The organism is Nocardia sp. NPDC041819, from assembly GCF_055590505.1.
On sequence record NZ_JBVJAP010000006.1, the window covers coordinates 307217 to 329960 of the forward strand.

General features: G+C 65.5%; 22 protein-coding genes. 14 read left to right on the forward strand and 8 right to left on the reverse strand.

Annotation, left to right across the window (positions count from 1 at the left end; all coding sequences use genetic code 11):
- Positions 1-293: 293 nt before the first annotated feature.
- The 3 genes from ACZ6DL_RS20355 to ACZ6DL_RS20365 form a co-directional block, all read right to left on the reverse strand.
- Positions 294-1133: a MerR family transcriptional regulator gene (locus tag ACZ6DL_RS20355; RefSeq protein WP_466053131.1), complete on the reverse strand. Its 840-nt coding sequence runs from the start codon at positions 1131-1133 to the stop codon at positions 294-296.
- Between the two features lie 18 nt (positions 1134-1151).
- Entirely contained in the window at positions 1152-1496 is a 345-nt protein-coding gene (locus ACZ6DL_RS20360; protein ID WP_466053133.1) for a hypothetical protein, read from the reverse strand.
- A gap of 245 nt (positions 1497-1741) precedes the next feature.
- Complete coding sequence (locus ACZ6DL_RS20365) at positions 1742-2356, reverse strand: TetR/AcrR family transcriptional regulator (protein WP_466053135.1); 615 nt, start codon at positions 2354-2356, stop codon at positions 1742-1744.
- A gap of 91 nt (positions 2357-2447) precedes the next feature.
- Between ACZ6DL_RS20365 and ACZ6DL_RS20370 the strand changes: the two genes are divergently transcribed.
- The 5 genes from ACZ6DL_RS20370 (at position 2448) to ACZ6DL_RS20390 (ending at position 7482) form a co-directional block, all read left to right on the forward strand.
- Complete coding sequence (locus ACZ6DL_RS20370; protein WP_466053136.1) at positions 2448-2852, forward strand: nuclear transport factor 2 family protein; 405 nt, start codon at positions 2448-2450, stop codon at positions 2850-2852.
- Entirely contained in the window at positions 2849-3349 is a 501-nt protein-coding gene (locus tag ACZ6DL_RS20375) for a DUF3237 domain-containing protein (protein ID WP_466053138.1), read from the forward strand. The genes ACZ6DL_RS20370 and ACZ6DL_RS20375 overlap by 4 nt, the downstream gene beginning before the upstream one ends.
- 163 nt (positions 3350-3512) lie before the next feature.
- Positions 3513-3860 carry a DoxX family protein gene (locus ACZ6DL_RS20380; RefSeq protein WP_466053140.1) on the forward strand — a complete coding sequence of 116 codons (348 nt, stop codon included), beginning with the start codon at positions 3513-3515 and terminating at the stop codon, positions 3858-3860.
- 93 nt (positions 3861-3953) lie between these two features.
- Positions 3954-5282, forward strand: coding sequence for a cytochrome P450 (locus ACZ6DL_RS20385; protein ID WP_466053141.1), 1329 nt, complete (start codon positions 3954-3956; stop codon positions 5280-5282).
- Positions 5283-5472: 190 nt separating this feature from the next.
- Positions 5473-7482 (forward strand): polyprenyl synthetase family protein, encoded by a 2010-nt coding sequence (locus tag ACZ6DL_RS20390; RefSeq protein WP_466053143.1) that lies wholly within the window; start codon positions 5473-5475, stop codon positions 7480-7482.
- A 66-nt stretch (positions 7483-7548) separates the two neighbouring features.
- Here ACZ6DL_RS20390 and ACZ6DL_RS20395 read toward each other — a convergent pair whose 3' ends face one another.
- Positions 7549-8355 carry an ABC transporter permease gene (locus tag ACZ6DL_RS20395; RefSeq protein WP_466053145.1) on the reverse strand — a complete coding sequence of 269 codons (807 nt, stop codon included), beginning with the start codon at positions 8353-8355 and terminating at the stop codon, positions 7549-7551.
- Positions 8356-8359: 4 nt separating this feature from the next.
- Positions 8360-8968, reverse strand: a complete 609-nt coding sequence (locus tag ACZ6DL_RS20400) for an ABC transporter ATP-binding protein (RefSeq protein ID WP_466053147.1) — start codon at positions 8966-8968, stop codon at positions 8360-8362.
- A gap of 141 nt (positions 8969-9109) precedes the next feature.
- Between ACZ6DL_RS20400 and ACZ6DL_RS20405 the strand changes: the two genes are divergently transcribed.
- Together ACZ6DL_RS20405 and ACZ6DL_RS20410 are read left to right on the forward strand one after the other, a co-directional pair.
- Entirely contained in the window at positions 9110-9844 is a 735-nt protein-coding gene (locus tag ACZ6DL_RS20405) for a hypothetical protein (RefSeq protein WP_466053148.1), read from the forward strand.
- Between the two features lie 1061 nt (positions 9845-10905).
- Positions 10906-11637: a dienelactone hydrolase family protein gene (locus ACZ6DL_RS20410; RefSeq protein WP_466053150.1), complete on the forward strand. Its 732-nt coding sequence runs from the start codon at positions 10906-10908 to the stop codon at positions 11635-11637.
- Between the two features lie 163 nt (positions 11638-11800).
- Here the strand turns inward: ACZ6DL_RS20410 and ACZ6DL_RS20415 are convergent, their stop codons facing one another.
- The gene (locus ACZ6DL_RS20415; RefSeq protein ID WP_466053151.1) at positions 11801-12727 is read right to left on the reverse strand and encodes a quinone oxidoreductase family protein; all 927 of its coding nucleotides are present in this window, start codon (positions 12725-12727) and stop codon (positions 11801-11803) included.
- Positions 12728-12807: 80 nt separating this feature from the next.
- Between ACZ6DL_RS20415 and ACZ6DL_RS20420 the strand changes: the two genes are divergently transcribed.
- Positions 12808-13260, forward strand: coding sequence for a MarR family winged helix-turn-helix transcriptional regulator (locus tag ACZ6DL_RS20420; RefSeq protein ID WP_466053153.1), 453 nt, complete (start codon positions 12808-12810; stop codon positions 13258-13260).
- Positions 13261-13272: 12 nt separating this feature from the next.
- On the opposite strand, the gene ACZ6DL_RS20425 is transcribed toward ACZ6DL_RS20420, so the two are convergent.
- On the reverse strand, positions 13273-14754 hold the full coding sequence (locus tag ACZ6DL_RS20425; protein ID WP_466053155.1) for a phospholipase D-like domain-containing protein: 1482 nt from the start codon (positions 14752-14754) through the stop codon (positions 13273-13275).
- Between the two features lie 310 nt (positions 14755-15064).
- On the opposite strand from ACZ6DL_RS20425, the gene ACZ6DL_RS20430 reads away from it, so the two are divergent.
- Positions 15065-16369: a serine hydrolase domain-containing protein gene (locus ACZ6DL_RS20430; protein WP_466053157.1), complete on the forward strand. Its 1305-nt coding sequence runs from the start codon at positions 15065-15067 to the stop codon at positions 16367-16369.
- A 440-nt stretch (positions 16370-16809) separates the two neighbouring features.
- Positions 16810-17247 carry a DoxX family protein gene (locus ACZ6DL_RS20435; RefSeq protein ID WP_466053158.1) on the forward strand — a complete coding sequence of 146 codons (438 nt, stop codon included), beginning with the start codon at positions 16810-16812 and terminating at the stop codon, positions 17245-17247.
- 107 nt (positions 17248-17354) lie between these two features.
- Here the strand turns inward: ACZ6DL_RS20435 and ACZ6DL_RS20440 are convergent, their stop codons facing one another.
- Entirely contained in the window at positions 17355-18158 is an 804-nt protein-coding gene (locus tag ACZ6DL_RS20440) for a HEAT repeat domain-containing protein (protein ID WP_466053160.1), read from the reverse strand.
- Between the two features lie 304 nt (positions 18159-18462).
- On the opposite strand from ACZ6DL_RS20440, the gene ACZ6DL_RS20445 reads away from it, so the two are divergent.
- From ACZ6DL_RS20445 to rfbD, 4 genes are all read left to right on the forward strand, one after another.
- A complete protein-coding gene (locus ACZ6DL_RS20445) occupies positions 18463-19056 on the forward strand; it encodes a hypothetical protein (protein ID WP_466053162.1) in 594 nt (197 codons plus the stop codon).
- A gap of 261 nt (positions 19057-19317) precedes the next feature.
- Positions 19318-20520 (forward strand): glycosyltransferase, encoded by a 1203-nt coding sequence (locus ACZ6DL_RS20450; protein WP_466053164.1) that lies wholly within the window; start codon positions 19318-19320, stop codon positions 20518-20520.
- The gene (gene rfbH, locus ACZ6DL_RS20455) at positions 20517-21860 is read left to right on the forward strand and encodes a lipopolysaccharide biosynthesis protein RfbH (protein WP_466053283.1); all 1344 of its coding nucleotides are present in this window, start codon (positions 20517-20519) and stop codon (positions 21858-21860) included. The genes ACZ6DL_RS20450 and rfbH overlap by 4 nt, the downstream gene beginning before the upstream one ends.
- The gene (gene rfbD / locus ACZ6DL_RS20460) at positions 21857-22726 is read left to right on the forward strand and encodes a dTDP-4-dehydrorhamnose reductase (protein ID WP_466053166.1); all 870 of its coding nucleotides are present in this window, start codon (positions 21857-21859) and stop codon (positions 22724-22726) included. Before rfbH ends, rfbD begins: the two co-directional genes overlap by 4 nt.
- Positions 22727-22744: the final 18 nt, after the last annotated feature.

Genomic DNA, 22744 nt, shown 5'->3' on the forward strand with positions numbered 1-22744 from the left:
GTTGCTCGATATATGTATCCAGCCGTCCAGCGACTCCGGAGCGACCGGCGGATCAGCCGATGGGTCGGCGGCCCCTGCCCCGGCGGCCGTGTGGGTGGCACCGCCGCCCGCCCCAGCACCCCCGCCTCACCGCAGCCACACGTATCGGCCGTGCGCCGACCGAACAGCGGGGAGGCGATTTCTCCGCCACCGCGTCGATCAGTCCGCGGACACCGCCGGTCACCGGCACTGTCGCTTCGGCAGAGCCACCTGTGCCGCGGCAGTCGACCAACGGCGGTGAGGCGAGGATGTGCTCACAGGACCGGGACGGTCACCGAGATCATCGCCTCCGACTCGGGCACCTGGTTGGGGTCGTTGCGATAGACGTTGAAGTGGTGGGTCGAGACGTCGTCGTCGGTACGAGCGATTCGCAGACCGTTGTCATTGATGAAGGCCGCGATTCGATCGTGTGCTTGCGGGATCATCTCGGCGAACGCGCCGGTCACGGTCGCGCACACCGCGCGGCGAACCGGGAAGTGCAGCGCCACGAGCGGGCCTTGGGCTTCGACACCTGCGGCGGTCTCCACGAAAACCGATTCGTCGACATCGGTCTCCCGGAATTCCCCGTCGTGTTCGATACAGCCGCCCGCACCGGTGATCGCGATGTTCTGCCGCTGGAGTTCTGGCATGAATCGCTCCCACAGTTCCCCCTCGGCGGCATAGTTTTCCACTGTCCCTCGCAGTGTCACCAGCGTCTGCGCGGGGATGTCGATCAATTGAACCTCGATGTCGGACAAGATGTTCTCCAGTTCGTTCCGGTCGAGCATGCGCTCGATGAGGGCCAGCCGATGCCTGGCCGAGGCGGCCTCGTCCACGAGTGTCCGGCGCTGCAATCGCAGCGCATCGGCATACGCGGGAGTGCCGAACACGGCGAGCAGGGCTCCGATGGCGGACACGCCGAACCCGACGTCACGCAGCTGCCGAATCCGGGCGGCATCACCCAGCTGCTCGGGCGAATACCGGCGATATCCGCTGGCATCGACCACGGCGGGAGTCAGCACACCGCTCGAGTCGTAGTGCCGCAGCATCCGCACGCTGATCCTGCTCAACGAGGAAAAGCGGCCGATGGACATCAGCTTCGAGGTGTCGGTCACGCCAGTGAGTCTGCAGCCTCACACGATGTCAGAGTCAACCGCCGCGGCGGCGGGCAGCCGAGGGAAGAGGTCCTCGGCAACCTGCTGTGGGCGGTCCGGAATGTACGGAATTTCGGTAGTCTGGCGGCCGTGCGTTACGAAGTCCACCGGACCCGGGTGCCCGGAAGTCTTCCCTGTCGGGTGATCGCGAAACTGCAGCCACTGAGATGGCGTGTGATCGTGGGTGAGGGCGTCGGACAGCTCGACGGGGGCGTCGAGCAGGACTGGTTGGATGACGAGTTGCCGTTCGAATTCCGCAGACCGAACGCGGTTTTCTTCGCCGTCGGCCCTTACTGAGCCGGAATCGTACCAGCCGATCTGCACCGATTGCGCCGACGGCCGGCTACCACCACGTCACCACAACCGAACTCGCGACCGAAGCCGCGGCCACCGGACAATCACCGAACTCGACCCGACAGCGGAATACTCACACTCGACTCACCTGGAAGCGCCATGCCTACCGGTCGAATACGACAACGCCGACAGGGGCCATGCCCCCGGGCGTAGCAGACGCCCGACGCGGGCGCGAAACACCGGTGTGCTGTTCAGAGTTGGCCGAATGGGATAGTTCATCGGGTCGGCGACGCTCCGTCGCCCGGTTCGTGTTCAACCCCCAATAAACGGTTGACCGCGTTGCGAGCGCGGGTCAGAGCGTCCGCGCGGCGGAGAAGCTGGCGATCGTGATTCGCCTGAAGCACCATCGCATGTAGTTCGAAGACAAGCTGCTCGACATCTGTTTCTGCCGGAAGCTCACGGAGGCGACGGGCAAGTTCGACGTCGCGACGAAGCAGAGCGTCGGCCCGCCCGACAGCGTCGGCGACCGCGTCTCGGACGAGTCCGGACCGGCCGTCGAGTTCGCTTGCGGCAGCGACGAAAAGGCATCCACCCTCGAATGTCTCCAGGTAGTCGATCCACAACGACATCAACGTCCGTAGTCGCGGGAGCCCGGCGGGTTCCCGCTCGGCGGGTAGCAGAACATCACGTTCGAAGATCTGCGATGCGGCCCCGACGATCGAGAGTTGGAGTTCCTGCTTGGTGCCGAAAAGGGTCTGAATGCCGCTCTTGCTGGTGCGCAGGACCTCCGCCAAACGCCCGAGCGTAAGCCCCTCCAGACCTTCCACCGACGCGACATGCAACGCGCGACCGACAATCGCCGCGCGACGGGCGTCCCCTGTTCGAGTCATGCGTACGATCGTATCGAACAATACGACCATACGCATTGACACATACGATCGTATGTCTTAGCGTCGGCGTATCCGATTTGAGGAGATACCGATGACGACCCCATCGAGGCCCCTGGACCTTTCCGCGATCACGAAACGATATTTCGCCGCATGGGAGGCGCACGACGTCGACGCGATCGTCGCTCTGCACACCCCTGACTCGCAGTTCCAAGCCCATGGCCGCGGCGCCGCGGTTTATGGCCACGACGCGCTGCGCGACGAGTTCGCGAAGGTCTTCGAGCTCTATCCGGGGTTCGGTTTCGAGGAGCGGCGTGTGCTGTTCGGCAGCGGGCATTGGGTGCTGGACTGGACGTTGACCTTCCAGCGGCCCGCTGAAGATCGCCGGGCGGTCCACTGCCTCGACGTCGTCGAGGTAGCATCGGACGGACTCGTCGCCCGCAAGGACACCTTCTTCGATTTCGCCGAATTGAAAGCCGCGTTCGGGGGTGCAGCGTGACCGCCCTCGGCTCGACCATGCCGTTGTTCGATCGGGCGTTGCTGGATGCGCTGCCGGTCGAGCACCTTTGCGATCTCAGCATCGATTTGGAGCCCGCCCAGCTGATTTCGACTCCGCTCGGCACCCGCATGACTTTCGTGACCAAGGGCGGTCGCTTCGACGGACCCGGCTTCAGGGGCGAAATGCTGCCCGGCGGTGGCGACTGGGTTCGGCTGGGCGCCGACGGCGTCAGTCGCATGGACGTTCGCGCGACCCTGCGCACCGACGACGGCGTCCTCATCCACTACGAGTCCCACGGCGTGCTCCGGTTCCCGCCCGACGGCCGACAGCGTCTGGCCGACGGGCAGCGGCTGTCCGTAGACGAGAGCTACGTGCGACCGACACCGCGATTCGAGACCTCCGACGAGCGCTATTCGTGGCTGTGCGGTCTGGTCGTGGTCGGCTACGGCGAATACGGCCCGGGCCGCATCGACCACCGGATGTATCGGATTCTGTAGCAGCGTCTCCTACAAAGCCCTGGCGCCGACCGCCGATGCCTGCGTGCGAACCGGCGAAATCATCGACGAGCGCTGCCCGATGTCACACCCCGGCGCGCTGCGTCGTCATCGAGGCGAACCCATCCGGGCCAGGACTTACCGAAGAGAAACCGAGAAGATTCCCATGAACACCGCATACATCGTCGTCACCATCGTCGCTGCCGCCTGGGTCGGCTTCTCGGCGGTCTCACTGCTGCGCCGGGCCGCGTTCGTCGTGGACCCGCTGGTGGAATACGGCGTGCCGCAATCGTGGTGGACGCCACTGGGATCGGCCAAGGCAGCTGGAGCGCTCGGGCTGATCGCCGGCCTCTTCATTCCCGCGATCGGAATCGCCGCGGCCATCGGCCTGATCTTGTACTTCGCAGGCGCGGTGATCGTCGTGCTGCGGGCCCGCTCGTACAAGACCGTGGCGTTTCCGATGCTCTACCTGATTCCGGTCGCCGTCGCGCTCGGTCTGGGCTTCGCAGCGTAAGGAAGGGGCCGCCGCGCGGAGTCAGCGGTATCTATTGCCACTGCGGGGATTTCAGGTTTGCGAGTCGTCGAGCAACGGGTCAAGGATGGCTACATGTCGCATACCCCGATATCTCTGCGTGAACTCCCACGGCTACGCACCCGCCACATCGCGCAAATCGGTGGACTGATGCGCCCCGGTACGCACCGATCCCCCTTGCTGGAATTCGGCGAACGGTTCGTCGTCTCGCCGCCGGGATTTCCGACCATGCTGGTCACTTACGACATGGACGATGTGCGAGGACTGTTCGCCAACCACGACGACTTCTCGGTCGGGCAGGTGCTGAGCCGCTTCTCCAGCCACGACATGATGTTCGGCAAGCAGACGTTGATCTTCCTCGACGGTGACGACCATCGTCGCGAACGTCAACTGTTCGCGCCGCCGTTCCAGAGCAAGGCACTCCGGTCCTACGAGGATCTCATGGTGGAGGTGGTCCAGCGCGAACTGCCGACCTGGCCTGTTGGTGAACCGTTCGAGTTTCTGAAGGTCGGCTACGACTTGGCCATCGGGGTGCTGCTCGGCGTCGTCTTCGGCGACGTGGCTCCGCCCCGCAAGGACCGGCTGAAAGAGGCGATCATCCGGTGGTTCGGGGAAATCGAAAGTCGCGGTTTTCTCGCCGTCACCTTGCTCACACCGCTGGTCGGTGGCTACACGTTGCCCTACCCGCCGCTCAGCCGCCGCCAGTCCGAGGTCGACGCCCTCATCATCGAGGAAATCGCCGCGCGCCGGTCCACGCCCGGTGACAGGGACGGCCGGAAAGATGTGCTGTCGCGGTATGTCGGCACCGAACTGGATCAGCACGACGACCCCGCGTTGGCCCGCAATATGCGTGGCATCCTGCTGGGCGCCTACGAGACCACCGCGATCACGCTCGGCTGGATCGCCGCCATGCTGGCCGCCCACCCGGCAGCCATGGCCGAGCTCGACGCGGCGGTCGACGCAGGCGACTGCGCCCGGCTCGACACATACCTCGACGCCGTGGTCGCCGAAACGATGCGAATCCGCCCGGTGTCTCCGTTCACCGGGCGTCGCGCGCTGCGCGACACCGTGGTCAACGGCGTCCACGTGCCCAAGGGGGCCATCGTCATAGTCCCGATTCTCCTCATTCACGAATCACCACGGCATTATTCGGACCCGATGGTCTTCCGCCCCGAACGCTTCCTCGACGAGCCACCGAACGGCCGCACCTGGCTGACCTTCGGCGCCGGCGCGCATCGCTGTCTGGGCGCCCAATTCGCTTTGACGGAAGCGCGCATCCTCTTCCGCACCATCCTCGAGCACCGTCGCATCGGCGCGGCCACCGGTCCCGTCGAACCCCCACGTCGCTATCACACCGGCCTCAGCCCCGCCCACAACGCCAGGATTACCCTGCATCCCCGCTGATCAGAGCCGCACCGCGGCAAACGTTTCGCCGTCGACGGAGTCTTCGATCAAAATGAATTCGAGCCGCACCGCAACCACGGAGCACGCGTCAATTTTGGCCGATCCCAACATCTTCCGCTGCGACTGGTGTCGAATTGCCATTGATCGGCGGTGTTCTGGATGACCGATGCGACCAGTCAGGAGTGCCCGCGTGCCACGTGAAATAGATTCGGCTGTCTTCCCCCATCTGGACGCGGACTTGGACCGTGTCCGTGACGTTCTCGGACCCGTTCGGCTGGAGGGTAGGCCTCAACTGGCCGCACTCACAGACGAAGGGCCGGACACCTCCCGCCGCCTGGTCCGCCCCACATTGACCCTATTGTCGTACTACCTGCTCACCGATTCCGCGGCCCCGGCCGACGAGCGAGTGGTTCGCGCCGCCGCTGCCGTCGAATTGCTGCATCTGGGCTCGCTCTACCACGACGATGTCATCGATCACGCATACGAGCGACGAGGCCGTCCCAGTGCCAATGTGGTGTGGGGTTCGCATATGGCCGTGCTGGGTGGGGACTCCGTGATGCTCACAAGTGTGCGCATGCTGGCCGAACTCGGTCGGCGCGAGGTCCTGTCGGGGGCAATCGCCGGTGAGCAGATGTGCGCGGGCATGGTGATCGAGGCCGCCGACCTCCACGTGGCGTCCCGCAGCGAGCAGTCCTACCTGGACGCGATCGACGGCAAGACGGCGGCGGTGCTCTCGCTGGCATGCCGGGTGGGCGCGATGCAGACCGGCCGGCCTGACGATCAGCAAGAGGCGTCGGCCGAGTTCGGCCGGTACTTCGGGCTGGCCTACCAGCTGTATGACGACATCCTCGATCTGACCTCCACCGCCGAAGAAATGGGCAAGCCCGTCAACGCGGACCTGTCCGCGGGCATTTACACACTGCCCGTGATCCGCGCGGCCGCCCGCGACCGAAGCCTTGCTGCCCTGTTGCAAAGCAGAATGACGCTCGAGCAAGCTGCGCGTGCCCGCGAGCTCGTCATCGCCTGCGGCGCCGTGGACGAAGCACAGGCGGTGGCCGACGAGTTCATGGACCGGGCCGCCGGTCAGCTCGCCACTCTGCCCGTCGACCCGCGCGCTCGCCGCGCGGTCACCGACTACGCCCGGTCCATCCTCGACCGGCGAACTTCTGGTCACTCGGTCCCCCGGCGGTCGACGCGGGCACCTCGAACTCACGGCGATGGGCTTTCGCCGCAACTCGCGCGATGGTTGCGGAACTGGCTGCTGGACACCGGCCTTGCCGCCTCCTCCGCCGAGGCGGACTACCACCGGTGGACAGGGGCGATCCAGATCCCTACGCACACATTGGCCCCAGCAGCGAATGCGGTCCGTGAACAGACCGCCTACGCGATGGCCGTGCTGGTCCTCGCCTGGGATGACCTTTTCGAGGATCCGCAGCTGAGTGACCCGGAAGCCGTGACCGCGTTGCGACGTGGCATGGTGGCGACGCTGCGCCAGGACCCGGAGAAACCGTGGCGGCCCGGCGCGATTCCGACGGCTTGGGCGAGCATATGGCCGCGCTTGCGCGAGGGCCGGACCATCCGCTGGCAGAAGCGTTTCCTCGACGGTGTCGAGCAGTGGTTCGAAGCCGCCGAACGCGAAGCGCACCATCGCATCAGTGGCTACATCCCTTCCACGGCCGACTACCTGCCGATGCGGATGTCGACCAGTGGGATCGAAACCGCCATCGCCTGCATGGAGGTGTACCACGACCGGGAACTGCCATCGACGCTGCGGGAACACCCTGTGATCCGCCGTCTCGAGGAACTCGCCTTCTGGGTCACCTTCGTGGAGAACGACCTGGTGGGACTGGATCAGGACGAGGCAGACCGAGTTCCCTACAACCTGGTGCGGGCAGTCCATCACGAAACCGGGTGCACTCGCAGCGAAGCCGTGGACCAGGTGCGGCGCCAAGTGGCGGATCAACGCGCCCAGCTCGAGGCGGTGATCCACTACGTCCCCGCGCTCCTGCGCGTCCTTCCCGGCCTGGCGGGTGAGGGGAAGGACTACGCGGAGATGTATGTGAACATCACGAGCGTCGGGCTCTGGGGGCGTGAGAGCGATCGGTACACGCAAACCTCCGTTACCGCAGCGCCGGATCTCGAACGCTTGCGCCGTGAGGTCTACCTCCCGGCCGCCGAACCGGCTCCTACGGCGTCGTAAGCCCGCAGCCGGCACGAGCGGGGTCATGTCCCGCGCCTCCACCGTCTGGTCGCGCGGGATGCCTCGTCAGTGCTTCGCCGGCTGTCCGGACCACATCGGGCGGGGGATGCGCATCCACGTAGTAGGTCGAAGAGAGGAGCGGGTGCGCCGATGGAAAGCGATCAGACCGACGAGGGCGCTCGCAATGAACCAGGCCAGTTGTACGGCGAATCCCGTCAGTGGCGTGGCGTCGGAGAAACCAGCCGTGGTCGAAGCCTGCATTGCCCCATAGGAGGGCAGCCAGCGCACGAATTCGCTGTCGGCCCCGGCACTGGCGATCGGGTTCTGTACGGCCATGTCGAAGCAGCTGATCATCGCGATGGCGAACATCCCCTCCACCTCGCGGCGCAGCAGAGCGCCGAGGGCAACACCCAACGCCCCGTAGGTCATCGCCGCGCCGAAAAGCGCCGCGGCGAGCAGGGCAGGCTGCCGCGGCGACCAGTAGCAGCAGATGACCGCCGTGGCGTACACGCAGACCACCAGCGAGGCCACCACCAGACAGGCGATCTTCGCCGAACCCAAAGCGACCCGGGGGTACCCGGCCATCGTCAGACGCCGGTCGAATGCGCCGCTGCCGAAAGTGGCCGCGAACATCATGAACCCTATGATCAGCGAGACCGCCATCAGGGCGCCGCTGACCTGAGCGAGCTCATTACCGTTGGCGCGCAGAACCAAACCGGTGTCTCGAAGCCGGAACGGCACCTCGAGGTCCGTGACGGCGACGCAAACCACAGTGATCAATATGGGAAGGAAGACGGCCACCAACAGCATGGCGAACCGGTTACGAGCATGCTGGATGAGGTCGTAGCGCGTCGCGATCACGAACAGTCGCAAACTATCACGCATCGGCCTGCTCCTGTCCGTCGCGCAAGACGCCGTCGCGCAACCTCCACACCTGATCCAACTTGTCGATGTCGTGAGCCAGATGCGAGATAACCAGGACCGATCGGCGGGCGTCACGGAATTCCGCTACCAGATCCCAGAAACGCAGATACGTCTCCCAATCGAAACCCTGATACGGCTCATCCAACAGCAAAACCTGCGGATCATGCATCACCGCCAGCGTCAGGTTGAGCTTTTGCCGCGTGCCGCCGCTGAGCGTCCCGACCCGCTCACCGGCATACTCGGAGAAACGCAAGATCTCCATGGTCTCCTCGGCGCGGCGCAGGTCCGGGATCGCATAGGCCGCGGCGAAGAAGTTCAGGTGCTGACGCACCGTCAAGGCGTCGTTCAGGATCACCTGCTGAGGGCAGTAACCGAACCGCCCACGATGCCGGACCGTACCCCGGTCCGGTCGCAGCTCTCCGGACAAAACCTTCAACAGTGTCGACTTACCCGCCCCGTTCTCACCGACGATGCCCACCAGCATCCCCGCAGGCAGAACGATGTCGATGCCACGCAGCACCGACCGTCTGCCGTATGAGTGGTGGACGTCCTCCACCTCCATCAACGCCCCCTTCCCGCCGCCGATCCAGTGGCCCGACAGCGGCTCGAATATTATCAATCGACACGAAACCCCGTGCCGGGGAGCCGATTGCGTGACATCGACCGTGGAAGCTGACATCGAACACGAACCAGGAGAACGATATTGGCGAAGCTACACCGGCCCGGGCGTCCTGAGGATCTGCCGGATGCGCGGCTGCTGTGGGCGCGGTGGGCCGCCGTAGCGGTCGCTACCTACGATCGCGACGAAGAGCGCGAGCCGCAGCAGCATCGTTCGGGATACTGGATCGACGATGACGGCCTGCACTGGGACGACTGCGGTTGTACCTGGTGGGTGCTGAAGTGGTTCGGCGACGGCCGTGCCGTGCTCGTCGGAGAGGACGAGTCGAGCCGGGTCAAGGGGTACGAGCCCGCCATCGACCTGCTGGCCGGAGCACCGGAATGGTTACCTCGGCTCTACCTGCGGGACCTGATCGATGACTACATGGTCGGCTGTATCTACTGGTTCGACGAGGGGGCCTGGCACCGGGCCCCCTACCCCGACGATCTGGTCGACGACGGGCTCGACTGTGGCATCTCGGCTCTGACGACACGGGCCGGCGCCGTCGGCGAGATCGCCGAACGGCTGGAGTTCGACAACACCGACACCGGGATGCCGGAGTTGTGTGATCAACTGCTCGACGACGCCGAGCGTGGCGCTGTCACCGAGACCGTGCTTCGATCCTTCGCCGAGACGATGGTGCGGTTGAAGGCACAGCACTACCCCGAGGACGATCCCCGACCACGCACCGACGACGACCTCACCGCCATGTTCACCCTGGCCGCGCGTGCCGGTCTCGACACGGCCACCTGGACCGGCACGCTCGGCATCCGAAGCTGAACCGGACGGTCCCTCCGGGAGCCCGCACTCCTCCCCTCCGCAAGCCAGGGCCACCCGGCGTGCCCGAGAACCCTCAGTGGTTTCCTATTGAGGGAGAATATGGACGTGAGCGACGCAATCAGCGATAAGTGGAAACATCAGCTCGGCCTACCAGCGGTCATGGCGCCGACGGGTGCAGTGGCACTCGTCGGCGGCTAGTTCGATGTCGGAGCGAGAGGTGCCGGGACGGGAATCCTCGACAGGGCCCGGCGGGAAGAGATTCGACGAGCTGGAACAGTCGCGCAGGAAGTCGGAAGAAGGAAGCAGGGCTGTGGAGACCCCCGGAGCCGGAAACGGCACGTCGAACGTCACCCGGCTACCGCGTCGCCCGCGGCGCGTAGCGGAAGAGGCCGGCGAGCGTCTTCAGAAGACTTGGCGCTCGGAAGGTGGCTCCGTCTATGATCCTGCACCGACCAAGCCCGTACTGCGATCGGAACTGCAGCGGGAGACAGGGTGGTGGCCGGTCGACCCAGGCGCGACACGCCACCCCGCCGCCGTGCGTGATCCGGGCAGCGCCGAGCCTGAGGGGAATGTCGTCGATCTCGACGCGCTGCGGCGGAAACGAGCGGGTGACGATGCTCCGGCCGCCGGCATCCGGCGCATGGTGAAACCGCGGCGAATCGAAATAAGTGGCGGCGAAGGATCAGGCACCGAAGGGGAGCCCGGCGGGGGTCCCGATTCTCCATGGGTGGACGGACCGGCTGGGCCACGCTGACGCACCGCGAGGCCGTCGACGCTAGTCAGGCGGCGAGGTCACCGAGTGGCGATGACGACCTCAGAGTTGACATATGTCCTGTCCGGTGGGCTACGGTGTGAGGCGATGACTACCGGGACGGCGATGCGCCACACACGGATTGGTTACCCGGCGCTGTTCTGAACGCCGCGCGAGCCGGTGTCGGCCGGCTTGTCGATCGAGGCTTCCGCGGTATTGCGCGGCCTCCGCCTTCGTCGTGTTGATCACAAGACATCAACCACGACAGAAGGATTCAACGATGACTGCAACGCATGGTACGCCGGTCGAGGTGCAGACAGCCGATGGTGTCGCCGACGCATATCTCGCTTACCCCGACGATGGTGCCGCCCATCCGGGAGCACTGGTGATTCAGGACGGTTTCGGACTGCGGCCCAGTCTGCGGACGCTGGCTGATCGTATTGCCGCCCACGGCTACACCGTCCTGCTTCCGAACGCCTATTACCGGCACGGGCGGGCGCCGGTAATCGAGTTGCCGGACTTTATCGACCCGGCGGAGCGGCCGGAGATCTTCCAGCAGGTCTTCCCGATGATCCGCGAGTTGACACCGGAGCTTCTGCGTTCCGATGCCGGCGCTTACCTCGAGTGGCTGGCAGCCTCGCCGCATGTCTCCGAGGGGAAGGTCGGCGTCACCGGCTACTGCATGGGGGCGCGGCTGGCAGTGCTGGTCGCTGCCATGTTCCCCGATCGGGTTGCGGCGGTGGCCGGTTTCCATGGCGGCCCGCTCGTCACCGATACCTCGGACAGTCCGCACCTTGTCGTCGGAAACATCAGCGCGGAGCTGTATTTCGCCCACGCCGGCGAGGATGACCACATGACTCCCGAACACATCGGCCGGTTCGACAAGGCACTCGCCGCCGCCGGCGTCCGCTACCGCACCGAGGTCTACGAAGGGGCCCGACACGGCTACACCCAGGCCGACACCTCCGCCCACGACCCCGAAGCTGCCGAACGGCACTACCGCGAACTACTGGCCCTGTTCGACCGCAATCTGCGCCAGTAGCAACCCGGATACGGAGCCGACCATGCACTCCATGCGGCAATCGCCGGCCACTGGGGCATGTGGTTGGTTGAAAGCGCTGACAGCGGAGACCGCTTCCGGAGGCAAAGCTTGTCGCTGTCGGCGCGGACTCTCCGTGGGTCGGTGGATTCTGGCGGGCCTCGTGTCAGGGGACGTAGACGATGCGGTCTTCCGTCTCCGCGCTCCACGTCTCGGTGATCCGAGCGAGGGGCACCGGACGTGGCTGCACGTCGATCGCGCCGGTGTGCACCGCGACGGCGAGTTCCGGAAGCTCCGCGAGGATGTCGCGGGAGGAGACCGAGCCGATGCCGCTACCGCAGATCTGTAGCCGGGATGCGCGCAGCAGCGCGGAGTCGAGGGGACTCGCCTGGCCGGCGACGGATCCGATCTGAATCCAGTCCAGCGGGGCGGAGCGGTCGCGGCGTGCGGTGATCACCGCGGTCATCGCACGGGCGGAGGGTTCTCCCCACACGTAGTCGAGGACGACGTCGACGTCGGCGGCGCGGTCGGTCTGCTCGAACGTCACCGTCTCGTCCGCGCCGAGGTCGCGCAGCGTGGCGAGCCGGGAAGCATCGCGTCCGGCGGCGATCACGTATGCGGCACCGAATTGCTTCGCTATCTGCACCGCCATGCGTCCAGCGCTGCCGGTCGCACCCAGGACGAGGACGCGCTGCCCCTTTCGGAACGCGATGCGGCAGCGCAGGGCGACCCACGACGACATCGCCGGGTTCATCGCGGCGGCGATGTGCACCGGGTCGACGTCGCCCGGTAGTACCACGCTGCGACGGGGATCGATCACCGTCTGTTCGGCGAACATCCCCAGGTCGCTGTCGTCCAGCACCGCGTACCTGAGGTTTCCGTGCCGGTCGCGCACGACTCCGTCGACGCCGGGAACGAACGGGAGCCTGCCGGTGCTGCTGTAGTGCGTGCCGTTGGCCCGAGCCCTGACCAGGTGGTGCAAACCGGCCGCTAGAACGTCCACGACCATCTCGTTCTCCCCCTCGGCGACCGGGGCGGGGTACTCGCTGTACCGGGGTGGAGCGTCGAAGCTGGTGACAACGGCGGCGTGCATGGCGACTCCTCGGTTTGTTTGTATTACCAACTAATCCGAGTTTGGTTGGTAATACAAACTATGTCAAGTACGATTACGGCATGAGACCTGACGATGCGCTCGAGGATGCCCTCGTTCGGACGTCCTTCCGGGTGACGGCCGTGCTCACCCGCATCGGTTCGGAGCACGACCTGTCCCTCACACAGTTGCGGCTACTCGGCTTCCTGCGCGACCGCCGACCGCGGATGACCGATCTGGCGGCATTCCTTGGGCTGGACAAGTCCACGATGTCCGGGCTCGTCGAGCGGGCCGAGCGCCGAGGTCTCGTGGCACGAGGCAAATCGCCAGAGGATCGCCGGGTGGTCGATGTGTTCATCACTCCGACGGGCAGCGAACTCGCCGGACGGCTGCAAGAAGAGATCCGCGCGGCCCTGGCCCCCTACACCGACCGGCTATGCGCCGACGATCGCCGCGCACTCACGCAGCTGCTCGCCTCCCTTTCCGATACACCGCCAGAGGACCGCGAGAAAGAAGGGTCGACGAACGCCCTGTGAGTCCCCCGTAGATCAGCGCACCGCCACCGCTGTCTTCAGCCTGCGGATACCCCGGATCAGCAACGGGTTCTCGCGCAGGCTCGGCGGCGTGCGTTCGGGATCCATCAGTTCGTTCTCCGCGAGCGGGCTGTCCTCGTCCTCGACGGTCCCCGGCTCGAACCGCACCAGGGTCCGGCCGTTGCCGCGCAACCTCTCGACGGTACGCAGAAGCGACGACGTCTCGGCGAGTGTGGCGTCGAACTTCGCGGGTTCGGCATCGAGATGTTCGCAGATCAGCTGGCGGCGGATACCGAGGATGGTTTCCCGTAGCAGGTCACCGTCGGCGGTGGCGGGGGTGACCTCGACGGCCAGATCGCATTCGGTATCGAAGCCCATCGAACGGTTGTTGAGGTTCGACGATCCCACCCGCAGCAGCCGATCGTCCATCACCAATACCTTCGCGTGGACGTAGATCGGCGCGCCGGCCTCGGTGACGGGATAGTAGACGCCGAACCGGTTCTCGGTATCGGCCTTCCACAACAGCTGCAGTAGGCGGCGACGCGCCCCGTCCATCGCCTGTTGCTCGAGCCAGCCATCGGCGTGCCGCGGCAGCACCAGCACGATCTCCGGACCGTTCGGCTCACGCAGCCGAGCGGCGATCGCCTCGGCGAGAGTGCGCGAGGCCAGGTACTGACTCTCGATGTACAGCGACCGCCTGGCGCCCGCGATCGCCGCCAGATACAACGCCTCGACCTCCCGGACTTCGGCGCGGTCGGCGAGCTCGGGGAAGGTCCGCGCGATACCCACATCCACCGACCGCATCGTCGGCTCCAGCCCCTCCGGCCACGGCGTGTCACCGGTGATCTCGTCGACCGCGGCCAATTGCTGTCCCGTCGCCGCCTTCCACCGGGCCCGGGCCAATTCGCCGATCGCCTTCGCCGCATCGCCGTCGACGGCGGTCGTCGCGTCGTGCCATGGTCCGTACCGGCGGCCGTTGGGCTCGGTTCGGTAGTGGTTGTCGTCCCGATGGTCGCTGGTGTCCCAGCGATCGACGGTCATGTCGATACCACCGCAGAACGCGAGCGCGTCGTCGATCACCACGATCTTCTGATGGTGTGCCGAACCGATCGGGTGCGCGCCATCCATCTCGAGGTGCAACCGCCGATCGGTTATCCAATTGACGACGAAGATCGGTGTCATCCCGCGGCTGATCGCGGCGAACGCGCCGACATTCCATTTCAGCAGGTAGATGTCGAGATCTGGTCGCTGTTTCGGCAGCCAGGACAGGAATTTACCCAGCCGATCGGGCCCTTCGAGGGTCTTCTCCCCCGGTTCGAACTTGATTCGGGTATCGAAGTCCCAGCCGATCAGCACGATGCGCTTGCGGGCCTGCAACATCGCGGACTTGGCATGGCGGAAATAGTCCGCCGCATCGACAATGCACGCCAGCCGATCGGCCCGCGCGATCTGCCAGCAGGTGTCGCCGGGGGTGAGGATTTGTTGCTCGTCGCTCATGTGTAGTCAGTTCTCTCGTCCAGCCGGACACCCGTCGCCGCAGGTGAACGATTCACAGTACTGCGCGGTCGCGCACCGTTTCGGTCGCGGTCTTCGCTCGGGACCGCGAACGCGTGCTGGGCGTGCCGTCATGTTTTCGAAGCCGGACCTCCACGTCGCTCTGAGCAGGCAGCTGCGATGACGGTGCAGGTCCGCCCCCTACAAGTAGGGGCGCCCGAGGAAGTAACCGGGTGTGCGGTGGGCGCGATGAGCCAGGTGGAGTTCGTCGAGAGCGGAGGCCTGCGTGGGTCGAGGTATGAGAAGCATTGCGGTGGCTGCCATTACGGTGGCCGCGTCGATGCTCGGGATTGGTGCACCTGTGCTGGCGCATGCCGAGCCGGACGGGCTGAAGCATTGCGCGGTCAGCAGCGGACGAGTTCCCGAAACGGCCACGCCGGAGGAGGTCGGACTGGATTCGGCGGCGCTGCGCCGCGCGGTGGCGCTCGCGGCGGATTCGACGCGCACGACGCTGCAGATATTCCGGAACAATTGCCTGATCGCGACCGGCCCGAACCACGCGCGGGCCGCCGGTGTGCCGTGGAATCTCTGGAGCAGCACCAAGAGCGTGGTTTCGATGGTGGCCGGGATCGCGGTGGACGAGCAGCGGCTGCGGCTCGATGACCCGATCGGCGCCTATCTGCCGCCCGAACTCGGTGATGCCGCACATCGCGCGATCACCGTGCGGAATCTGCTCACCGAAGCCAGCGGCATGCGGGTGGCGGTGGCCTCCGAGGGCATCACCGGACTGGCGCAGATCGACCCGAATGTGGTCGCCCAGGCGCTGGCGATGCCGATCGATCAACAGCAAGGCATCGAGTGGCGCTACAGCCAGCGCGCCGTCGATCTGCTCGTGTACGTCATCCAGCGTGCGGTCGACGAGGACTTCCAGGCGTACACGCAACGAAAGCTGTTCGATCCGTTGGGCATTCCGCCGACCGACTACTTCTGGGGGCGGGACCGCAGTGGCAACACCTACGGTTACGCGCATCTGCTGCTGCCGCCCGACGATTTCGCCAAGCTGGGTCTACTGCTCACCAATCGCGGCCGGTGGGGCGGTCACCGGATCATTTCCGCGGATTATCTCGCGTGGGCCGGCCGGCCCACGCCGACGAACCCGTGCTACGGCTTCCTGTTCGTAGTGAACGGGCCGGAATGCGCGAACTACTTTCCTGGTCTGCCGCCGGATGCGATGCAGATGTCGGGAATGATGCGCCAGGACAATTTCATCGTGCCGAGCCTCGGATTGATGGTCGGTTGGACCGGCGTGACGGTTCCGGGGAGCGCGTTGAGCTTCCCGCACGATGTCCTGCGTGCGGTCGGCGCCGCCTTCCTGGAACCCCGCATACCCGCCGCGGCACCGTACGAACAGCAATCGGATGTCCAGCTGTCCGATCCGATGATCTCGAATCCGGACGCGACTCTCGCCGCACTCGGTATCGGCCCGATGGCCTACCCGGGATGCAACCCGCTGTCCTGCTTGGGCAAGCCCATGTCCGCGCCGTTCGCGAATTGGCCGGCGGGTTGTTTCATCCTCGGCTGCGTCGGCCCCAACCCGGCGACACCGGGAATTCGCTAGCGGCACTCGGTACAGGCGCTCGAGGTCATCCCGCTGCCCGGCGGACCCGCCGGACAGCCGCGACCCGAGGTACATGGGCGGGCACACCGGCGTTCCGGCGTTCGAAGGAGACGACGCGAACCGGTTCTTCGCCCGGCACCTGAAGTGAGGCCGGGCCGTCAGGCCGGCAGCAGACGATAGGAACTGTCGGCCCGACACCGCTCATCGAGGACAGGCCCCGGCCCTCCTCGAGGGCGGTTGGTTGGCAGATGCACAAACGCCCCGACGCGGCGGTACCGGCCATCGGCGGTACCGACCGATCGGGGCGGCGCTTCTCAGGATTGACCTCCTGAAGGCACCGCCAGGAAATCTTCGCCGACAGCGATGAATTCTCGGACAGCGCTCCGTCCTATCCGTTGAACGCGCTACCAACCCGGCGCGACCGACCAGAAGGACCAGAGATGACCACCGCCAACCCCACCGCCGAGTTCTCCGACGACGTCACCGGTCGCCCCGGCAAGGTCCGCAACCGCGTCCTGTGGACCCTGCAGATCCTGCTCGGCCTGTTCTTCATCATCGCTTCCGGCGGGCCGAAGCTTGTTATGCCGAACGCCCTGATGGACAACGCCCCCGAGAATCTCACCATTCCCCTCGGGCTGCTCATCTTCATCGGAGTCGCGGAGGTCGCGGGTGGTATCGGCCTGATGGTGCCACGGCTCAGTGCCCTGGCTGCCGCAGGTCTGTCCGTTCTCACCGTGCTCGCTGCCGGGACGCAGGCCTTCATCGCCGACAAGCCCTTGATGGGGATATTCCCACTGGTGCTTGCCGCGATCTTCGCCTGGATCGCCTACGAGCGCCGCGCCACCATCACCGATCTGCGTAACTCGCTCTCACGATGACAAATCCATGAGTAAGACCGGCGATCGGTGGCACACCCACCGATCGCCGGTCGTGCGTTCTCGGACCGATCGCCCGTCGGGTTGGCGGCGAGCGGTCCGGTGGCCTTTCAGGATTCGCGGGCTGCGATTGCGGCTTGGATTCGTCGTAGCGTGCGGAGGCCCTTCTTCGCGGCGACGCTCACCATGCCGTCGAAGACGGTGGAGCCCCGATCGTGGGCAATCAGCCGTTCCAGCGTCGGTACGGCACGATCATCGCCGGTCGAACCGAGCGCGACAGCCGCCCAATATCGCTGGTCCGGATCGTCACTGTCGGCCGCCGCGCACAGCCTCGGGAGGATGTCCGGGGAAAACTTGGCCAACGCGCTGGCGATATAGCCGATGCGGAAGTACCGGCGGTTCTCGAATTCGTCCCACAGTGCGGCCGAGGCCGCATCACCGCCGATCATGCCGAGGGCCTCGGCGGCCCGTTCGCGCATTCCTCCGATCGGGTCCCGCAGCACGGGCGTGAGTGCCGGGACGACCGATTCGTCGCCGAGGGTGCCCAGAGCGATCACCGCTTGCTCTCGAGCCATTTCCTGCGAATGGTCCAACATCGCGATCAAGCCGGGAACCGCGTCGCGGAAGCCGAGCGCCGCGCAGCCCATCGCCGCCCATGCCTGGCAGTTATACCGAGTGTCGGCCAGTGACGCGAGCAGGGGTGCCTTCAGGGTGTCGTCGCCGAAGACCGCCGCCTGGTTCAACGCCCGGCTGTACAGCGACCGGTGGTAGTCGGGATAGTCGCGGACGAGCGCGCGCAGTGCTTCCTTGGCGGATGTGTCCCCGTCAGCGGCCCGCACGAGCAGCCGCCGCAGACTTGCTCCGCGAGTCTCGAGATCGCCGTCTTTGAGGCTTCGCGTGTCAGCTGGGTTCACCGCCCAACGGTACCTGGCGATGATCCGTTCCCCCGCCACGCCTCGGGCGACAGCGGATGAACGATGAGCTTCTCATCCCGAGTGCCGACGCCCGCCGACGGGGCCCGCACCTTTTCCACCCGCATTCACGAGATCGGCAAGGCCGACACCCCCGAACTCACCCCGGAAACCTGGTGCCGCGTGCCTGGCTGGGCCGGGACGGCGAGGTCGCTTCGGCATGGGAGGGCAGGCCGACCAGAGGCAGGCCACTGGGCGCCCATCCGACACGGGTACCGGCGTCGGTCCTCGGTGGCAGGATGCGGGTGTGGGTGACTATTTCGAACGTATCGTCGACCTCGAGGTGACCTCGGCCGACGCGAGCACGCTGGCCGAGCACATGGTGGACTGGATGGTGTCGCGGCGATGGCTGCTTCGGGAGACTTCGCGCGACGCGATGTACAGCCTCCACGCCGACGAAGGCTATCTGCCAGGCCCCGACTGGCCGCAGATCACCCACGAATGGGGCGCCGACTGGATCCCCGGCCCCGTTGCCGTCATCACCGGCCGCCACGACCACTATCCCGGCCAGGGCAGCATCGAACCGACCTCCGCGGTATGCCCACGCTGCCAGGCCACCACCGTGATCATCGACTACCCGCAACAATGGGAAGCCGATCCCGCCGTATGGCAGCCGTTCTCGAACGCGATCGACACCTGGAAACGAACAGGCACCGGATCGGCGATCTGCCCCTCCTGCGCCACACCGAGCCCCATCACCACCTGGCAATGGACAGACGGCTTCGCCCTGGGCGCCCTCGCCTTCGACTTCTGGGGCTGGCCGCCCCTCACCGAGGACTTCATCACCGAATTCGCCACCCGCCTCGGGCACCGAATCGAACACCACACCGGCAAGTTCTAACGAGCGCACCGATGGGTGCCGGACCGCGCACGCGCCGCTCGGCTGATTCGACGCGCGGCTCTTCCGCGCTCGCCCAGCCCGGGGCACCGGGTCGCGGCAGTCGCCGAGACGCACTGTGGCAGCCCGGCTTCCACCGGGCGATTCACTCGACCCGCCCGAGCTGAAACCGTCGCCGGTCCAGTTGCCCGGAAACGCCTACGGCATTGTGCCCCAATGTGTCACGCTGCGGACATGGCATTTTCGCGGGCAGATCGCGTGCGCGTGCTGGTGACCGTCAACCAGTTCGAATCCCACTTCCGCGGACTGGTCACACTGGCCGACGCGCTGAGCAGACATGGCCACGATGTCCGCGTTGCGGCACCCGAGAAGTGGGGCGCCTGGCTGCACGGCAACTACGGCGTCGAGACCGTGGACGTGGGAATACGATGGGCCGACCGCGAGTTCGATGCAGCGATTTTCGGGCTTCTGCTCGACCGGGACATAGCCGCGTTCGACCGGATGTACATGACGGCGTTCCTCGGTGACCGGATCGCCCTGCGTGTCGCGGAAGACGTACTGGATCTGTCCGACCGGTGGCGGCCCGATGTCGTCCTGCACGAGTGCTCGGAATTCGGCGGTTACCTGGCCGCGGAAGTGCTCGAAATACCCCACGTCACGGTCGATATCGGCCCGCTGCAGCTTGTGCGAGATCTCCACGAAGACCTGATCCGGCCCGCTTTGACCACTCAGCGGGCCAAACTCGGACTTCCGGAAGAACCAGCGGTACCGGGAATACTCCGGCATCTCACGGTCTCCCTGACGCCGAAAGAGTTCAACAACGCCGATCTCCGCGCTCCATTGGTCCGTTACCGGCACGAACCACCAGTACGCCACAATGATCAGCTGCTTCCGGACGTGTTCACGTCGGTGCCTGGTGATAGGCCGATCGTTTACCTCTCGCTGGGCTCGATCGGCCCCTTCTCACCGAGGTTCCGGGATCGGATGGCCGAAATCTACAGGGAGGTCTTCGCGGCTCTGGCCGAGCTCCGATGTACCGCCGTCGTCTCGCTGCCGTCGCTGTACCAGGATATATTCCGGTCGCTACCGGCACACATCCATGTTCTGCCGTACGTCCCCCAGTCGCTCGTATTGGCGAACGTGGACCTGTTCATCACACACGGTGGATTGAATTCGATGCGCGACACGATAACCTACGGAGTCCCGCACCTGGTACTTCCCTTCTTCGCCGATCATCCCGGAAATGCAGTACGCTGCGAAGCCCTCGGCACCGGCATCCACCTCGACCCCATGACCGTCACCGCCTCGGATGTTCTCACCGCCTGCCGGCGAATACTCGACGATCCCGCCTACCGGCAGGCCGCGCGTGCACTCAAGCGGCATATGTGGGCACTGCCGCCACAGTCCGCATTCACCGACGACCTCGGAGATCTTATTTTCAGGCTCGTACCGGGAGAAATAGAGTGAACGATAGAGAAGATCTGCTCACGAGAATCCGGCAATTCCACAATTCGCAAACCGAGCACCACTTCGTCGGGGGCGTCACCGAGATCCAATCATCCGGTGCCTGCCTCGACGACAACGACAGGGTCGCAGTCCTCGAGGCCGCGCTGGATATGCGTATCGCGGCCGGAATCCTGGCAGATCGATTCGAAAAAGAATTCGCCCGAAAAATGGGACTCCGCAAGGCGCGGCTCACCAACTCCGGATCTTCCGCGAACCTGCTGGCGGTCAGCGCATTAACAGCCCCGGAGTTGGGTGATACCCGGCTGCGCCCCGGAGACGAGGTCATCACGGCTGCCGCCGGCTTCCCGACGACAGTGAACCCGATACTACAAAACGGGTTGAAACCGGTTTTCGTAGATGTCGACTCCACCACATACAACACGACACCGGAAGCCGTGGAAGCGGCGATCGGCCCTAGAACCCGGGCCGTCGCACTGGCGCACACGCTCGGTAACCCGTTTCCGGTGGCGGAAATCTCCGCGTTGTGCGCGGAGCGCGGCATGTTCCTGATCGAAGACAATTGCGACGCAGTCGGATCGGCATACCAGTCGCGCCCTACCGGAACCTTCGGTGATCTGGCCACCGTCAGCTTCTATCCGGCACACCATTTGACCACGGGTGAGGGCGGATGTGTGCTGACCAACGACCTGACCACAGCTCGCGTCGTGAAGTCGCTGCGCGATTGGGGACGCGACTGCTGGTGTGAGCCGGGCGAAAGCAACAGATGCGGGAAGAGGTTCACTCAACAGCTGGGCGACCTTCCCTACGGATACGACCACAAGTACATCTATTCGCATATCGGATACAACCTGAAGACAACAGATATCCAAGCTGCGCTCGGACTCTCCCAGCTGGCCAGACTGGACGATTTCTGCGCCCGCCGGCGTCACAACTGGCGTCGGCTTCGCGAAGGTTTGGATGGGATCGACCATCTCCGGCTGCCGGAACCCACCCCCGGTAGCGATCCGAGCTGGTTCGGATTCGCCCTCACGGTGCTGCCGGACGCGCCCTTCGGCCGCATCGACATCGTCAACTTTCTCGAAAGCCGCAAAATAGCGACCCGAGGCCTGTTCGCCGGAAATCTCCTCCGCCATCCGGCGTACTCGAACATCGAGTGCCGTATCTCCGGAAGCCTGGCGGCCAGCGACTACGTCGCCGACAACACGTTCTGGGTCGGGGTGTACCCGGGTATAACCGACGAGATGACCGACTACATGATCGCCTCGGTCCGCGAGTATGTCTCCGGCTACCGGCGCTCCCAGGTCCGGCTCGTGCGGACCTCCCTCGAGGACAAGCGGTGAGCAGGCTGGTGGTCACAGGTGCTGACGGACTGCTCGGGAGCGCGATCACGAAGGTGACCAGCCCATTTCGTCGCGCTGATCGACAGGTGCTCGGGTTTGGATCGAAAGAACTCGACATCACCGATGAAACGGCGGTGACCGACACCATCGGCTCCGGCGATGTGGTCATCAACTGCGCGGCGTACACGAGCGTAGACGCCGCCGAGACCGAAGCCGATAAGGCGTTCGCGGTCAATGCGGTCGGTCCGGGACTACTGGCCCGAGCCTGCGCGAAGAAGGAAGCGCGACTGCTGCACATCTCGACCGCGTACGTTTTCGACGGGACGGCGTCGCTTCCATGGGAAACCTGGTCGCCCACTAATCCTTCGAGCGTGTACGGAAGATCCAAGTTGGCAGGTGAGGAGGCCGCCCGAGCAGCGTTGCCCGATGCGCGGATCGTCCGCACCATGTGGCTGTACTCGGGGACCGATCGGGATTTCCCGGCCGCGCTCGTGCGGAGATGCTCCCGGGGCGAGCACGTCGCGGTCGTCACCGACCAGATCGCCTCCCCAACCTACGTCGATGATCTCGTATCCGCACTGTTCGACCTCGTCGCGCACCCGAATCCACCGCGCCTGCTCCACGCGACCGGAGGCGGTGCCGCATCCAAATACCGATTCGCTCGGGCGATCATCGAAGTGGCGGGGCTCGATGCGGACCTGTTGCGGCCCTGCCGCACATCGGAGTTCCGAGATGCCGCAGCCCGGCCGCGGAATGCCGTTCTGTCGAAATCATCGTGGATCGACTGCGGCCTCATGCCACTCCCCCACTGGCGTGACGGACTGCGTCGTGCGCTCGGAGCTGCATTTCGAGACGTTCGGCCGTGAACGGAGCGAACCGGTGAG

What these genes read in the sequence shown, in the direction of transcription:
- ACZ6DL_RS20400 (WP_466053147.1), bottom strand. Translation starts at nt 8,968, where the DNA reads ATGGAGGTGGAGGACGTCCACCACTCATACGGCAGACGGTCGGTGCTG.
- ACZ6DL_RS20425 (WP_466053155.1), bottom strand. Translation starts at nt 14,754, where the DNA reads ATGAGCGACGAGCAACAAATCCTCACCCCCGGCGACACCTGCTGGCAG.
- ACZ6DL_RS20380 (WP_466053140.1), top strand. Translation starts at nt 3,513, where the DNA reads ATGAACACCGCATACATCGTCGTCACCATCGTCGCTGCCGCCTGGGTC.
- ACZ6DL_RS20420 (WP_466053153.1), top strand. Translation starts at nt 12,808, where the DNA reads ATGAGACCTGACGATGCGCTCGAGGATGCCCTCGTTCGGACGTCCTTC.
- ACZ6DL_RS20415 (WP_466053151.1), bottom strand. Translation starts at nt 12,727, where the DNA reads ATGCACGCCGCCGTTGTCACCAGCTTCGACGCTCCACCCCGGTACAGC.
- ACZ6DL_RS20365 (WP_466053135.1), bottom strand. Translation starts at nt 2,356, where the DNA reads ATGACTCGAACAGGGGACGCCCGTCGCGCGGCGATTGTCGGTCGCGCG.
- ACZ6DL_RS20385 (WP_466053141.1), top strand. Translation starts at nt 3,954, where the DNA reads ATGTCGCATACCCCGATATCTCTGCGTGAACTCCCACGGCTACGCACC.
- ACZ6DL_RS20435 (WP_466053158.1), top strand. Translation starts at nt 16,810, where the DNA reads ATGACCACCGCCAACCCCACCGCCGAGTTCTCCGACGACGTCACCGGT.
- ACZ6DL_RS20370 (WP_466053136.1), top strand. Translation starts at nt 2,448, where the DNA reads ATGACGACCCCATCGAGGCCCCTGGACCTTTCCGCGATCACGAAACGA.